Source organism: Pseudomonas sp. ICMP 10191 (assembly GCF_001467335.1).
Lineage (GTDB): Bacteria > Pseudomonadota > Gammaproteobacteria > Pseudomonadales > Pseudomonadaceae > Aquipseudomonas > Aquipseudomonas cerasi.
In genome coordinates this window covers 48,224-61,062 of the sequence record NZ_LKGW01000108.1, presented here as the reverse complement: position 1 = coordinate 61,062, position 12,839 = coordinate 48,224, and the positions used below count along the sequence as shown (strand labels likewise).

Below are 12,839 nucleotides of genomic sequence, written 5' to 3'. Positions count from 1 at the left end.
AGCTACATGTATCAGGAAATGTCCTACCTGCTTCCTACAATATCTTGTCAGATCAACGCTCGCCGATGCTTGCACGGCGAGCGCAATCCATGAATACCGATAAACGATCGGTAAACCCGCTATATAAGAGGCACGAATTGGAGTTAGGCTCTGCACAGAGTCGCTGGCAGGCAGAACCGGCGGGTGCCGCCGGTCGTGTTTAGTCAGACGCCAGTCGTTGAGCGAGTGTCATTAATCAGCAACGTCGGACTGAAGCGCAGCATGTCCAGACACACGTCGACCAATTGCTCGGCCTCTGCGGGCAAAGAGAAGCTGTCCGGGACCAGCAGCCACTGATAGATGATGCCATTGACGTAAGCAAACAGGGCCACTGCAGCCCGGGCCGTGTCCAGCCCTTTGGGCAATTGTCCTTGGCGTACGGCATTGTTCAGCCCCAGGGTGATACGGTCGTGGCACTGTATGGCGTTGTCCTGGCGCTGACGACGAAAATCACACATCTCGTCGGTAAACTCGCACTTGTGAAACAGGATTTCATTGATGCGACGGGTTTTCGGGTCCAGTGCGAGTTCATGAAACAGGTGAATCAACAGATTTCTCATGCAGCCCAGCGGGTCTTCCTCGTCCTCGCTCTGACTGGCCTCCGCCATTTCGTCGAGAGGCTCCTGAAGACTGTCGAGCATGGCCTGCACCAGATCGGCCTTATTATTGAAGTGCCAATAAATGGCGCCTCGCGTCACACCGGCAAGCGTCGCAATATCGGCCAGCGTGGTGCGGGCGACGCCTCGCTCATAAAAAGCCTGCTCGGCAGCCTCCAGGATCTGGCTGCGAGTGATCTGAGCTTCCTCTTTGGTGCGACGAACCATGGCAATAAGACCTCAAAAAATTCACCTCAGGCACGCGTCTTGCGTCATGCCTCGAGATATGGCCGGGCGGCATTTGTCTCGCCTTGTCCCGAATCGGCTCCCGGCTCCCTGAATAGTGGCCGAATGCGCATTGCGGTGTTTACAAACAGCCGCGAATGTAAGTATATTCCTTAGCATGCTACTTATCTAGCCGAAATATTTTTTTACACTTCAACGTACTGTTGAGATAACAGGCTCCTGCCCCGAGGATCTTCATGCAATTCAAGCCAGCTGTTACCGTTCTGGTCACTGCCGTCGCCCTGGCAACCCTGCTCAGTGGCTGTAGCAAGAAGGAACAGGCCGCCCCGCCTGCGCAAACCCCTCAGGTAGGCGTCGTTACCATCAAAGCACAGCCGTATACCCTGACCACCGAGCTGCCAGGCCGGACCACCGCCTTCCGCGTCGCCGAGGTTCGCCCTCAGGTCAACGGCATCATTCTCAAGCGTCTGTTCACCGAAGGTGGCGATGTCAAAGCCGGTCAGCAGCTCTATCAGATCGACCCGGCTGTCTATGAGGCCAACGCCAACAGCGCCAAGGCCACCCTGCAGTCCGCCAAGTCGATGTCCGATCGCTACAAGCAACTGGTCAGCGAGCAAGCGGTAAGCCGTCAGGAATACGACACGGCGCTGGCCTCCACCCAGGAAGCTCAGGCTAGCCTGCAGACCGCCCAGATCAACCTGCGCTACACCAAGGTGCTGGCCCCTATTTCCGGCCGTATCGGTCGCTCTGCGGTGACTGAGGGCGCATTGGTGAGCAGCGCGCAGACCGACGCGATGGCAACCATCCAGCAGCTCGATCCGATCTATGTCGACGTGGTGCAGTCGTCTGCCGACATGCTCAAGCTGCGCAGCGATCTGGACAGCGGCAAGCTGCAGAAAGCCGGCGACAACGCCGCCAAGGTCAAGCTGACACTGGAAGACAACAGCGTCTACGGCCAGGAAGGCAAACTGGAATTCGCCGAAGTGTCGGTTGACCAGACTACCGGCTCCGTGACCCTGCGTGCCGTGTTCCCGAACCCTGAACACCGTCTGCTGCCGGGCATGTTCGTTCACGCCCAATTGCAGGCTGGCGTCAACTCGAAAGCCATTCTGGCACCGCAGCAAGGCGTGACCCGCGACCTGAAAGGCACGCCGACCGCCATGGTCGTCAATCAGGACAACAAGGTTGAAATGCGTACGCTGGTGGCCAATCGCACCGTGGGCAGCGACTGGCTGATCGAAGACGGCCTGAAGGAAGGCGATCGTGTCATCACCGAAGGCTTGCAGTACGTCAAACCAGGCGCCGAAGTGAAAGTCGCCGAAGCGACCAACGTCAAAGGAGCAAACCCGGCACCTGCCCCGGCCACTGATAAAGCCGCAGGCAGCAAAGGGGAGTAACCCATGTCGAAATTTTTTATTGATCGACCCATTTTTGCCTGGGTTATTGCCCTCGTGATCATGCTGGTCGGCGCGCTGTCGATTTCCAGCCTGCCGATCAACCAGTACCCGAGCATCGCACCGCCTGCCATCGGTATCCAGGTCACCTATCCGGGCGCGTCTGCCCAGACGGTGCAGGACACGGTGGTTCAGGTCATCGAGCAACAGCTCAACGGTATCGATAACCTGCGTTATGTCAGCTCGGAAAGTAACTCCGACGGCAGCATGACCATCACGGCGACCTTCAATCAGGGCACCAACCCGGATACGGCGCAGGTGCAGGTACAGAACAAGCTCAACCTCGCCACCCCGCTGCTGCCGCAGGAAGTGCAGCAACAGGGTATCCGCGTCACCAAGGCAGTGAAGAACTTCCTGATGGTGATCGGCCTGGTGTCGGAAGACGGCAGCATGGGCAAGGAAGACCTGGCCAACTACATCGTGTCGAACATGCAGGACCCGATCTCGCGGACCTCCGGTGTGGGTGACTTTCAGGTGTTCGGTTCGCAGTACGCCATGCGTATCTGGCTCGATCCGGCCAAGCTGAACAACTTCCAGCTGACGCCAGTAGACGTGAAAGACGCGATCACCGCGCAGAACGTTCAGGTGTCGTCCGGCCAGTTGGGCGGCCTGCCATCGATCAGCGGCCAGCAGTTGAACGCCACGATCATCGGCAAGACCCGTCTGCAGACCGCCGAGCAGTTCGGCAATATCTTCCTCAAGGTCAACACCGACGGCTCGCAGGTTCGCCTGAAAGACGTCGCCACCGTGGGCCTGGGCGCAGAGAACTACAGCACCGACTCGCAGTTCGACGGCAAACCGGCTTCCGGTCTGGCCATCAAACTCGCCACCGGCGCCAACGCACTGGACACCGCCAAGGCCATCCGCGCGACCGTTTCCTCGCTGGAGCCGTTCTTCCCGCCTGGCATGAAAGTCGTGTACCCGTATGACACCACACCGGTGGTCAGCGAATCGATCAACGGCGTGGTGCACACCCTGATCGAAGCGATCGTGCTGGTGTTCCTGGTGATGTACCTGTTCCTGCAGAACTTCCGCGCAACCATCATCACCACGATGACGGTTCCGGTGGTCTTGCTGGGTACGTTCGGTATCCTCGCCGCCTTCGGCTTCACCATCAACACCCTGACCATGTTCGGTATGGTGCTGGCCATCGGCTTGCTGGTGGACGATGCGATTGTCGTGGTGGAAAACGTCGAGCGGGTCATGGAGGAGGAAAAGCTCTCCCCGCGCGACGCCACGATCAAATCCATGACTCAGATTCAGGGCGCGCTGGTCGGTATTGCCCTGGTGCTCTCGGCGGTTCTGTTGCCAATGGCGTTCTTCGGCGGCTCCACCGGGGTGATCTACAAGCAGTTCTCGATCACCATCGTCTCGGCCATGGCCCTGTCGGTCGTGGTTGCGCTGATCTTCACGCCGGCGCTGTGCGCCACCATGCTCAAGCCCATCGATCACGAGAAGCACGGGCAACCGAAACGTGGTTTCTTCGGCTGGTTCAACCGAACCTTCGACCGCAGCGTTCTGAGTTACGAGCGCGGCGTCGGCAACATGCTCAAGCACAAGTGGCCTGCGTATCTGGGTTACATACTGATCTGTGCGGGCATGGTGTTCATGTTCATGCGTATTCCGGCTGCGTTCCTGCCCGAAGAAGACCAGGGCGTTATCTTCGCCCAGATCCAGACACCGGCCGGCTCCTCGACCGCGCGTACGCAGGAAGTCATCGATCAGATGCGTGAGTACCTGCTGACCAAGGAAAGCGGCGCAGTGAAGTCGGTGTTCTCGGTAAACGGCTTCAACTTCGCGGGCCGCGGTCAAAGCTCGGCGATTGCTTTCGTGATGCTCAAGCCGTGGGAGGAGCGTGATTCCAATAACAGCGTCTTCGAACTGGCCAAACGGGCTCAGGGCTATTTCTTCAGCCTGCGCGACGCGATGGTGTTTGCGGTCGTCCCGCCTTCGGTACTCGAACTGGGTAACGCCACCGGCTTCGACGTTTACTTGCAGGATCAGGGCGGCGTGGGTCACGACAAGCTGATGGAAGCGCGTAACCAGTTCCTCGGCATAGCCGCACAGAGCAAGATTCTGGCGGGCGTACGTCCGAACGGGCTGAACGACGAACCGCAGTACCAACTGATCATCGACGATGAGCGCGCCAGTGCATTGGGCATCACTCTGTCGGACATCAACAACACCCTGTCCATTGCGTTGGGTGGCAGCTACGTCAACGACTTCATCGACCGTGGCCGTGTGAAGAAGGTGTACATCCAGGGCGATGCAGGTGCGCGTATGACACCTGAAGACCTGAAGAAATGGTACGTGCGCAACAGCGCGGGTGAGATGGTGCCGTTCTCGGCCTTCGCCAGCGGCAAATGGTCCTACGGCTCGCCGAAACTGTCACGCTACAACGGCGTGGCGGCAGAGGAAGTGCTCGGTACTCCCGCCCCTGGTTACAGCAGCGGCGAGGCAATGGCCGAAGTCGAGGCGCTGGCCAAGAAGCTGCCACAAGGTATCGGCATTTCGTGGACCGGTCTGTCCTACGAGGAACGCCTGTCCGGATCGCAGGCCCCTGCCCTGTATGCCCTGTCGTTGCTGGTAGTGTTTCTCTGTCTGGCGGCGCTGTATGAAAGCTGGTCGATTCCGATCGCGGTCATCCTCGTGGTGCCACTGGGGGTCATCGGTGCACTGATGGCAACCAGCCTGCGCGGTCTGTCCAACGACGTGTTTTTCCAGGTCGGGCTGCTGGTGACGGTAGGTCTGGCGGCGAAAAACGCCATTCTGATCGTCGAGTTCGCCAAAGAGCTTCACGAACAGGGCAAGAGCCTGGTCGACTCGGCGATCGAGGCCTGCCGCATGCGTCTGCGCCCGATCATCATGACCTCCATGGCCTTCATCCTCGGCGTTGTACCGCTGGCGATTTCCTCGGGCGCAGGTTCGGGCAGTCAGCATTCGATCGGTACAGGCGTAATTGGCGGTATGATCACCGCAGTTATTCTGGCGATCTTCTGGGTGCCCCTGTTCTTCGTAACGGTTTCGGGGCTCTTCAAGAGCAAGCAGAAACATATTTCACACGATGAGGCTGGCCAATGAGCAAGTCATTGATCTCACTTGCAGTTACCGCGTTCATTCTCGGCGGCTGCTCTTTGATCCCCGATTACAAGCAGCCGGAAGCACCGGTCGCCGCACAATATCCGCAAGGGCCGGCGTACTCGCCGGTCGAAGGCGCCAAAATGGCCGCCGCGGAACAAGGCTGGCGGCACTTCTTCAATGACCCGGCGCTGCAACAGCTGATTCAGACTGCACTGCTCAACAACCGTGACCTGCGGGTTGCGGCGCTGAACATCGACGCTTACCGCGCCCAGTACCGTATCCAGCGCTCGGACCTGTTCCCTGCTGTTTCGGCCACCGGCAGCGGTACACGTCAGCGCGTGCCAGCCGACCAGTCGCAAACCGGTCAGTCCGGCATCACCAGCAGCTACTCGGCCAGTCTGGGCGTCAGCTCGTACGAGCTGGACCTCTTCGGCCGGGTCCGCAGCCTCAGCGAGCAGGCGCTGGAGACCTACTTCGCCAGCGAGGAAGCGCGTCGCAGCACCCAGATCAGTCTGGTGGCCAGCGTCGCCAATGCCTACATGACCTGGCAGGCCGACAAGGAACTGCTCAAGCTGACGCAGGACACCCTGAAGACCTACGAAGAAAGCTTCCGTCTGACCTCGCGTGCCAGCGAAGTCGGCGTTTCTTCGGCACTGGACCTGAGCCAGTCGCGCACCGCCGTCGAAAGCGCGCGTGCCAAACTGGCCCAGTACCAGCGCCTGGTTGCCCAGGATCAGAACAGCCTGGTGCTGCTGCTCGGCACCAGCCTGCCTGACAATCTGCCGGCCAGCCACTTGCTCGATTCCGACATGCTGACCGAAATGCCGGCAGGCCTGCCGTCCGACCTGCTGCAGCGTCGTCCGGACATTCTGGAGGCCGAGCACTCGCTCAAGGCGGCCAACGCCAACATCGGCGCGGCACGTGCAGCGTTCTTCCCGAGCATCAGCCTGACGGCCAGTGCCGGGACCAGCAGCAGCGAGCTGTCCGGCCTGTTCAAGGGCGGATCGGGTGCCTGGCTGTTCCAGCCAAGCATCAACATCCCGATCTTCAACGCCGGCAACCTGCGCGCCAGCCTGGACTACTCGAAAATCCAGAAGGAAATCAGCGTCGCCAACTACGAGAAGGCGATTCAGACCGCCTTCCAGGAAGTGTCCGACGGCCTGGCCTCACGCAAGACCTATGACGAGCAGCTCCAGGCGCAACGCGACTTCGTCGCAGCCAACCAGGACTACTACCGTCTGGCCGAGCGTCGCTACCGGATCGGCATCGACAGCAACTTGACCTTCCTCGACGCCCAGCGCTCGCTGTTCAGTGCGCAGCAAACGCTGATCACCGATCGCCTGTCGCAGCTGACCAGCGAGGTCAACCTGTACAAGGCCCTCGGTGGCGGCTGGTATGAAAGAACCGGACAGACCGAAACCATCTCCAAGGAGAAGCCTTCGGTTCAGCTGTTCTGATTGACAGCGGCACACAAAAAAACCACCTGATCAGGTGGTTTTTTTGTGGCCGAAACAAACCCTGCGATCAATGATCCTGATGCAGGTACTTGGGCTCTTTGGGCAAGCGCAGACTGAACAGGAACGCTACCGCCATCATGGCCGTCACGTACCAGTAAAAACTGTTCTCCATCCCGGCACTCTTGAGTTTCAGCGCAACCCACTCAGCCGAGCCACCGAACACCGCGTTGGCCACCGCATACGCCAGCCCCACGCCCAGTGCGCGAACCTGAGGTGGAAACATCTCGGCTTTGACCAGCCCGCTGATCGAGGTGTAGAAGCTGACGATCGCCAGCGCCAGGGTAATCAGCACAAACGCAATGAACGGGTTGGTGGTGGTCTTGAGCGTCATCAGGATCGGCACTGTACACAGCGTACCCAGCGCACCGAACAGAAGCATCGAATTGCGACGGCCGATGCGGTCCGCGAGCATGCCGAAAAACGGTTGCATGCACATGTACAGAAACAGCGCGCCGGTCATGATGTAGCTGGCGGTCTTGGCTTCCATGCCTCCGGTGTTGACCAGGTATTTCTGCATGTAGGTCGTGAAGGTGTAGAAAATCAGCGAGCCACCGGCGGTGTAACCCAGCACTGTGATGAAGGCTGCGGCATGATGCTTGAACAGTGCCGCGATACTGCCGGCGTCCTTGTCCTGCCGGCTTTCGGCTGTGGTGGTTTCGTTGAGGGTGCGACGCAGCAGCAAGGCGATGACCGCTGCGGCAGCACCGATCACGAAGGGGATGCGCCAGCCGTAGTCACGCAACTCTTCGGTGGTCAGGAATTGCTGGAGGATGACCACCGTCAACACCGCCAGCAGTTGCCCGCCGATCAGAGTCACGTACTGAAACGAAGCATAAAAGCCACGCTGGCCACGCAACGCCACTTCACTCATGTAAGTGGCCGTGGTGCCGTACTCGCCACCCACCGACAGGCCTTGCAGCAGGCGCGCCATCAGCAACAAGGCCGGCGCCCAGGCACCAATCGATGCATAGGTCGGCAGGCAGGCAATGATCAATGATCCGGCACACATCATGGTGACCGAAATCAGCATGGAGTTCTTGCGGCCATGTTTGTCTGCGACACGACCAAACAGCCAGCCGCCAATCGGACGCATCAGAAAGCCAGCGGCAAACACACCTGCAGTGTTGAGCAACTGAACGGTCGGATCATCGGAAGGAAAGAAAGCCGGTGCGAAATAAATCGCGCAGAAGGCGTAGATATAAAAGTCGAACCATTCGACCAGGTTGCCGGATGAAGCACCGACAATGGCGAATATTCTTTTGCTTCGCTCCTCGCCGGTGTAATGCGGTGCTTTTGATGTTGTAGTCATTATTTTCCCCAAGCAGAACTGTCCATAAGAAACAATCTGTAACACCGTCTTTAATCGAGCACAATAAGTCAGAGCAATTCAGCCACCAGGAAAAATCGGCAGGGTTGAACATCCAGTGCCCGGACGAACAACAACCCGGATCATCGGCCCGCCTTTTCGTGGAGGCAGACAAACGATCCGGGTTGCTGGACAACAGGTTGAAACGGGAGGGCTTACCGCTCGATGGCCAGCGCCAGCCCCTGCCCGACGCCGACGCACATGGTTGCCAGGCCTCTGCGCCCGCCGGTTTTCTCCAGATGATGCAGCGCCGTCAGCACCAGCCGCGCGCCACTCATGCCCAGCGGATGGCCAAGGGCAATTGCCCCGCCGTTGGGATTGACCTGCGGCGCATCGTCCGCCAGACCCAGTTCGCGCAGCACCGCAATACCCTGGCTGGCAAATGCTTCATTGAGTTCGATGACATCGAAATCGGTCACCGCCAAGCCCAGCCGCTCGACCAGTTTACGCACCGCTGGCACCGGGCCAATGCCCATCACCCGTGGTGCAACCGCCGCGCTGGCCATGCCAAGTACGCGGGCACGGGGTGTCAGGCCATGCTTTTTCACCGCTTCGGCCGACGCTAGAATCAGCGCCGCAGCACCGTCGTTGACCCCGGACGCATTACCGGCAGTCACTGTGCGGTCCGGGCCGTTGACCGGCTTGAGTTTGCTCAGGGTTTCCAGACTGGTATCGCCACGCGGATGCTCATCCTTGTCGACAATGGTTTCGCCCTTTTTGTGCGCGACCCGCACCGGCACGATCTCTTCCTCGAAAAAGCCCGCAGCCTGGGCAACGGCAGTGCGTTGCTGGCTGCGCAGGGCGAAAGCGTCCTGATCGGCTCGAGAAATCCTGAAGTCGGTTGCAACGTTGTCGCCTGTCTCCGGCATTGAGTCCACGCCGTACTGCGCTTTCATCGCCGGATTGATAAAGCGCCAACCGATAGTGGTGTCTTCCAGCTTCATGTTGCGCGAAAACGCGGCATCGGCCTTGCCCATCACGAAGGGCGCACGAGACATCGACTCGACGCCTCCGGCGATTGCCAGCTCGATTTCACCTGACGCGATGGCCCGGAAAGCGGTGCCGATGGCGTCCATTCCGGAAGCACACAGGCGATTGAGGGTGACGCCCGGTACGCTTTCCGGCAGCCCGGCCAACAGAGCAGCCATGCGCGCAACGTTGCGGTTGTCCTCACCGGCCTGGTTGGCACAGCCGAAGAACACTTCGTCGATTTCTTCCCAGTTGACCGAAGGATTGCGCTCCATCAGCGCCTTGATCGGCACCGCGGCCAGGTCGTCTGCACGCACTGAAGACAACCCGCCACCAAACCGACCGATGGGCGTACGAATCGCATCGCAAATGAATACTTCACGCATCACGCTTCTCCCGCAACCTGACCGTGAGCCGCAGCGGTTCGTGCTTCCAGATCACGCAGCGCCGTCAGTTCGACGTCAGTAGGCTCTTCGGACACAACAACGGTGTCGGCAAAGCGGATCGCCCAGCCGGTTGCGGCAATAACCTGCTCGCGGGTCACGCCAGGGTGCAGCGTTGTCACGACGAACTCATGGGTGCCGGCTTCCGGCTCCATGATGCACAGGTCGGTGATAATGCCCACCGGGCCAGCACCGGGCAGACCCAGACGCTTGCGCGAATCGCCGCCTTCGCCATGGCCAACCGAGGTGATGAAGTCCAGCTTGTCGACGAACGAACGCGCCGACTGCTTGAGAATGATCAGCACTGACTTGGCCGACCCGGCGATCTCCGGCGCACCACCGGCTCCCGGCAGACGCACTTTTGGATGATGGTAATCGCCGACCACGGTGGTGTTGATGTTGCCGAAACGGTCGACCTGCGCCGCGCCGAGAAAGCCGACATCGACACGGCCGCCCTGCAGCCAGTAACGAAAGATTTCGCTGGTGGATACCACTGTGTCTGCGGTTTCAGCCAACTCGCCATCACCGATAGACAGCGGCAACACCGTGGGCTTGGCGCCGATCGGACCCGACTCGTATATCAGTACCACGTCGGGCGCAGAGGTCAGACGTGCCAGATTCGCCGCCTTCGAAGGCAGGCCGATGCCGACGAAGCACACAGAACCATTACGCAAGCGACGGGCTGCGGCAACGGTCATCATTTCACTGGTGGAGTAAGTCATTATTTGGCCTCCGAAGCGTGAGCCAGCTTGCTCTGGAATTCACTGAAGTCTGCGGTGCCGTGGATGTATTCATCGATCCACGCCGTGAACGTCTCCCGGTCTCGGGCGATCGGGTCCCAGGCCTGATAGAACGGATTGTCACGCTCGTAGTAACCGTGCGCATAAGACGGGTGAGCGCCACCTGGCACCAGGCACACCGCACTCAGCGCCCAGGTTGGCAGCACGCAGGAATTCATCGGTGCCTTGAGGTCATCGACGATTTCCTCCACCGTCACAATGCAACGCTTCGCAGCCAGCGCGGCTTCTTTCTGCGCACCGAGAATGCCCCACAACAGCACGTTACCCTTGCGGTCGGCTTTCTGCGCATGAATCACGGTGACGTCGGGACGTACCGAAGGCACCGCTGCCAATACTTCGCCGGTGAACGGGCAGGTGACCGTCTTGATCAGCGGGTTGACCTTGGGCAGGTCGGACCCGGCATAAGCGCGCAGCACCGCAAACGGCAGACCGGATGCGCCAGCGACATAGGCGTTGGCGAGGTCGGCGTGGCTGTGCTCTTCAATTTCCATTTCACGCGGCCACTGTTTTTCAACGGCGTCGCGCAAACGGTGCAAGGAGCCAACCCCAGGGTTGCCGCCCCACGAAAAAATCAGCCGCTTCGCACAACCGGCGCCGATCAACTGGTCGTAGATCAGGTCAGGCGTCATGCGCACCAGGGTCAGGTCTTTTTTACCCTGACGGATGATTTCATGGCCGGCGGCCGTGGGGATCAGATGAGTGAAGCCTTCCAGCGCAACGGTGTCGCCATCGTTGACCAGTTGCTTCACCGCATCGCGTAGAGAAAGAATGTCTGCCATGAGGTGCTCCGAACCCAACATCACGTTCAATGATCAGCGCGAAGACCTGCGCCGGAATGAAAATGAGGTTATGCCTGAGCACGAGGGCAAACAATCCGATAATCGACTAAACGTTCGGTAATCGAACGAATTCAGTCAGTCGAAAACACGGCCACGTCAGGTAAACAGTTGCGTGCTCAGGTCACGACTGGCATCGAGCATGATCGGCAAAAAGCGCTGCTCCAGCTCGCTGCGTGCCACACGCCCGGCACTGGTGCTGACATTCAGCGCGGCCAGCACTTGGCCCGACGCATCATAGACCGGCACGGCAATCGAACGCAGCCCCTGCTCCAGTTCCTGATCGACAATGCACCAGCCCTGCTGCCGAACCAGTTGCAGACATTCGAGCAAGGCTTCCGGCGTGCGAATGGTGCGGCTGGTCTTGGGCTGCAGATCCACATGGTCAAGGTATTCATGCAACGACACGTCATCGAGTGCGGCCAGCAGAATGCGGCCCATGGACGTGCAGTACGCGGGAAGACGGCCGCCCACTGAGAGGTCGACCGAGATCAGCCGCTGCGTCGTGGCAGAGCGCGCTATATAAAGAATGTCGTCGCCTTCCAGCGTGGCCATGTTGCACGCCTCATGCAACTGGTCACTCATACGGTCCAGATAAGGCTGCGAAGACGTTGCCAGTGGCGTCGATGACAAATAGGCGTGGCCCAGGGTCAGCACCTTGGGCAGTAGCGAGTAGGTACGGCCGTCAGTGGTCGCATAACCGAGCTTGATCAGCGTGTGAAGGCAACGGCGAACTGCCGCGCGGGGGATTTCCGTGCGATGGCTGATCTGCGCAATGGTCAGGTGCCGCTTGCGCTCTTGAAAGGCGTGAATCACGGCCAGCCCACGCGCCAGCGACGTCATGAAATCCGGGTCACCGGTCAGCGCCTGAATGCGCTTTGCGGGCGATGCCACGATGGGCGGTGCCAATGAGGCAAAAGATTTACGCAGTTCGTCGTTCATTGACACACCTTATGTAACTGCCTTGAAGCCCTGTAAACCGCAGGTTTCAGCTCTTTTTAGAGAAGCGAAACCCGCACCCACTTGTGCGATTATCGAACAGGTGGCCGATAATCGCAATTGACCCCATGTAAATATACTTATACCTTTACCTCTGCCATGAAGTGACTTCTTGGAAATACTGGTCAGGTACCCACTGAGAAGTCCAAGGCAGCGGCCTTGCTTATCAAGCAAGGCCGTTTTCATTATTCAGGCACCTTCCGCGCGACCGACGCTTGCGACCCTCTCCTCGTCATCCCGTTCCCGGTCTGTGCCCGCCGCGTAACTCCACACATCCTGCATATAAAAGGCGTTGAATTTATTCGCCAACATTTTGTCGTCGAAAGTGAAAACTGTTTTATAAAACTTATGTCATATAAACGGCTCACTGAAACTTCGGAACAATCGTACAAAAAAACCAGACCTGTGAACTCATTCAACCTCTGTTGTTGACGTAGCAGAAGTTCTTGGAGATAGTATCCGTCAGTTGGTCGGCTCTACACTCGCAACGATT

Annotated in this window: 9 protein-coding genes; 3 read left to right on the top strand and 6 right to left on the bottom strand. The window is 59.1% G+C overall.

Annotation, left to right across the window (positions count from 1 at the left end):
- Positions 1 to 203: 203 nt before the first annotated feature.
- The gene (locus AO388_RS13195) at positions 204 to 863 is read right to left on the bottom strand and encodes a TetR family transcriptional regulator (protein WP_003363819.1); all 660 of its coding nucleotides are present in this window, start codon (positions 861 to 863) and stop codon (positions 204 to 206) included.
- A 254-nt stretch (positions 864 to 1,117) separates the two neighbouring features.
- Between AO388_RS13195 and AO388_RS13190 the strand changes: the two genes are divergently transcribed.
- Genes AO388_RS13190 through AO388_RS13180 form a run of 3 tightly spaced genes read left to right on the top strand, consistent with a single transcriptional unit; the run spans position 1,118 to position 6,873 of the window.
- A complete protein-coding gene (locus AO388_RS13190; RefSeq protein WP_003363822.1) occupies positions 1,118 to 2,278 on the top strand; it encodes an efflux RND transporter periplasmic adaptor subunit in 1,161 nt (386 codons plus the stop codon).
- Positions 2,279 to 2,281: 3 nt separating this feature from the next.
- On the top strand, positions 2,282 to 5,416 hold the full coding sequence (locus tag AO388_RS13185; protein WP_058416579.1) for an efflux RND transporter permease subunit: 3,135 nt from the start codon (positions 2,282 to 2,284) through the stop codon (positions 5,414 to 5,416).
- The gene (locus AO388_RS13180; protein WP_003431378.1) at positions 5,413 to 6,873 is read left to right on the top strand and encodes an AdeC/AdeK/OprM family multidrug efflux complex outer membrane factor; all 1,461 of its coding nucleotides are present in this window, start codon (positions 5,413 to 5,415) and stop codon (positions 6,871 to 6,873) included. Before AO388_RS13185 ends, AO388_RS13180 begins: the two co-directional genes overlap by 4 nt.
- A gap of 67 nt (positions 6,874 to 6,940) precedes the next feature.
- On the opposite strand, the gene AO388_RS13175 is transcribed toward AO388_RS13180, so the two are convergent.
- The 5 genes from AO388_RS13175 to pcaR all read right to left on the bottom strand — a co-directional run bounded on the left by AO388_RS13175 (position 6,941) and on the right by pcaR (position 12,289).
- Complete coding sequence (locus tag AO388_RS13175; RefSeq protein ID WP_003431380.1) at positions 6,941 to 8,242, bottom strand: MFS family transporter; 1,302 nt, start codon at positions 8,240 to 8,242, stop codon at positions 6,941 to 6,943.
- Between the two features lie 212 nt (positions 8,243 to 8,454).
- Positions 8,455 to 9,654: a 3-oxoadipyl-CoA thiolase gene (gene pcaF / locus AO388_RS13170; RefSeq protein ID WP_003431382.1), complete on the bottom strand. Its 1,200-nt coding sequence runs from the start codon at positions 9,652 to 9,654 to the stop codon at positions 8,455 to 8,457.
- Positions 9,654 to 10,436, bottom strand: a complete 783-nt coding sequence (locus AO388_RS13165; RefSeq protein WP_170846028.1) for a CoA-transferase subunit beta — start codon at positions 10,434 to 10,436, stop codon at positions 9,654 to 9,656. Before AO388_RS13165 ends, pcaF begins: the two co-directional genes overlap by 1 nt.
- Positions 10,433 to 11,290 carry a CoA transferase subunit A gene (locus tag AO388_RS13160; RefSeq protein ID WP_058416590.1) on the bottom strand — a complete coding sequence of 286 codons (858 nt, stop codon included), beginning with the start codon at positions 11,288 to 11,290 and terminating at the stop codon, positions 10,433 to 10,435. Before AO388_RS13160 ends, AO388_RS13165 begins: the two co-directional genes overlap by 4 nt.
- A 156-nt stretch (positions 11,291 to 11,446) precedes the next feature.
- The gene (gene pcaR, locus AO388_RS13155; protein WP_003363842.1) at positions 11,447 to 12,289 is read right to left on the bottom strand and encodes a pca regulon transcriptional regulator PcaR; all 843 of its coding nucleotides are present in this window, start codon (positions 12,287 to 12,289) and stop codon (positions 11,447 to 11,449) included.
- Positions 12,290 to 12,839: the final 550 nt, after the last annotated feature.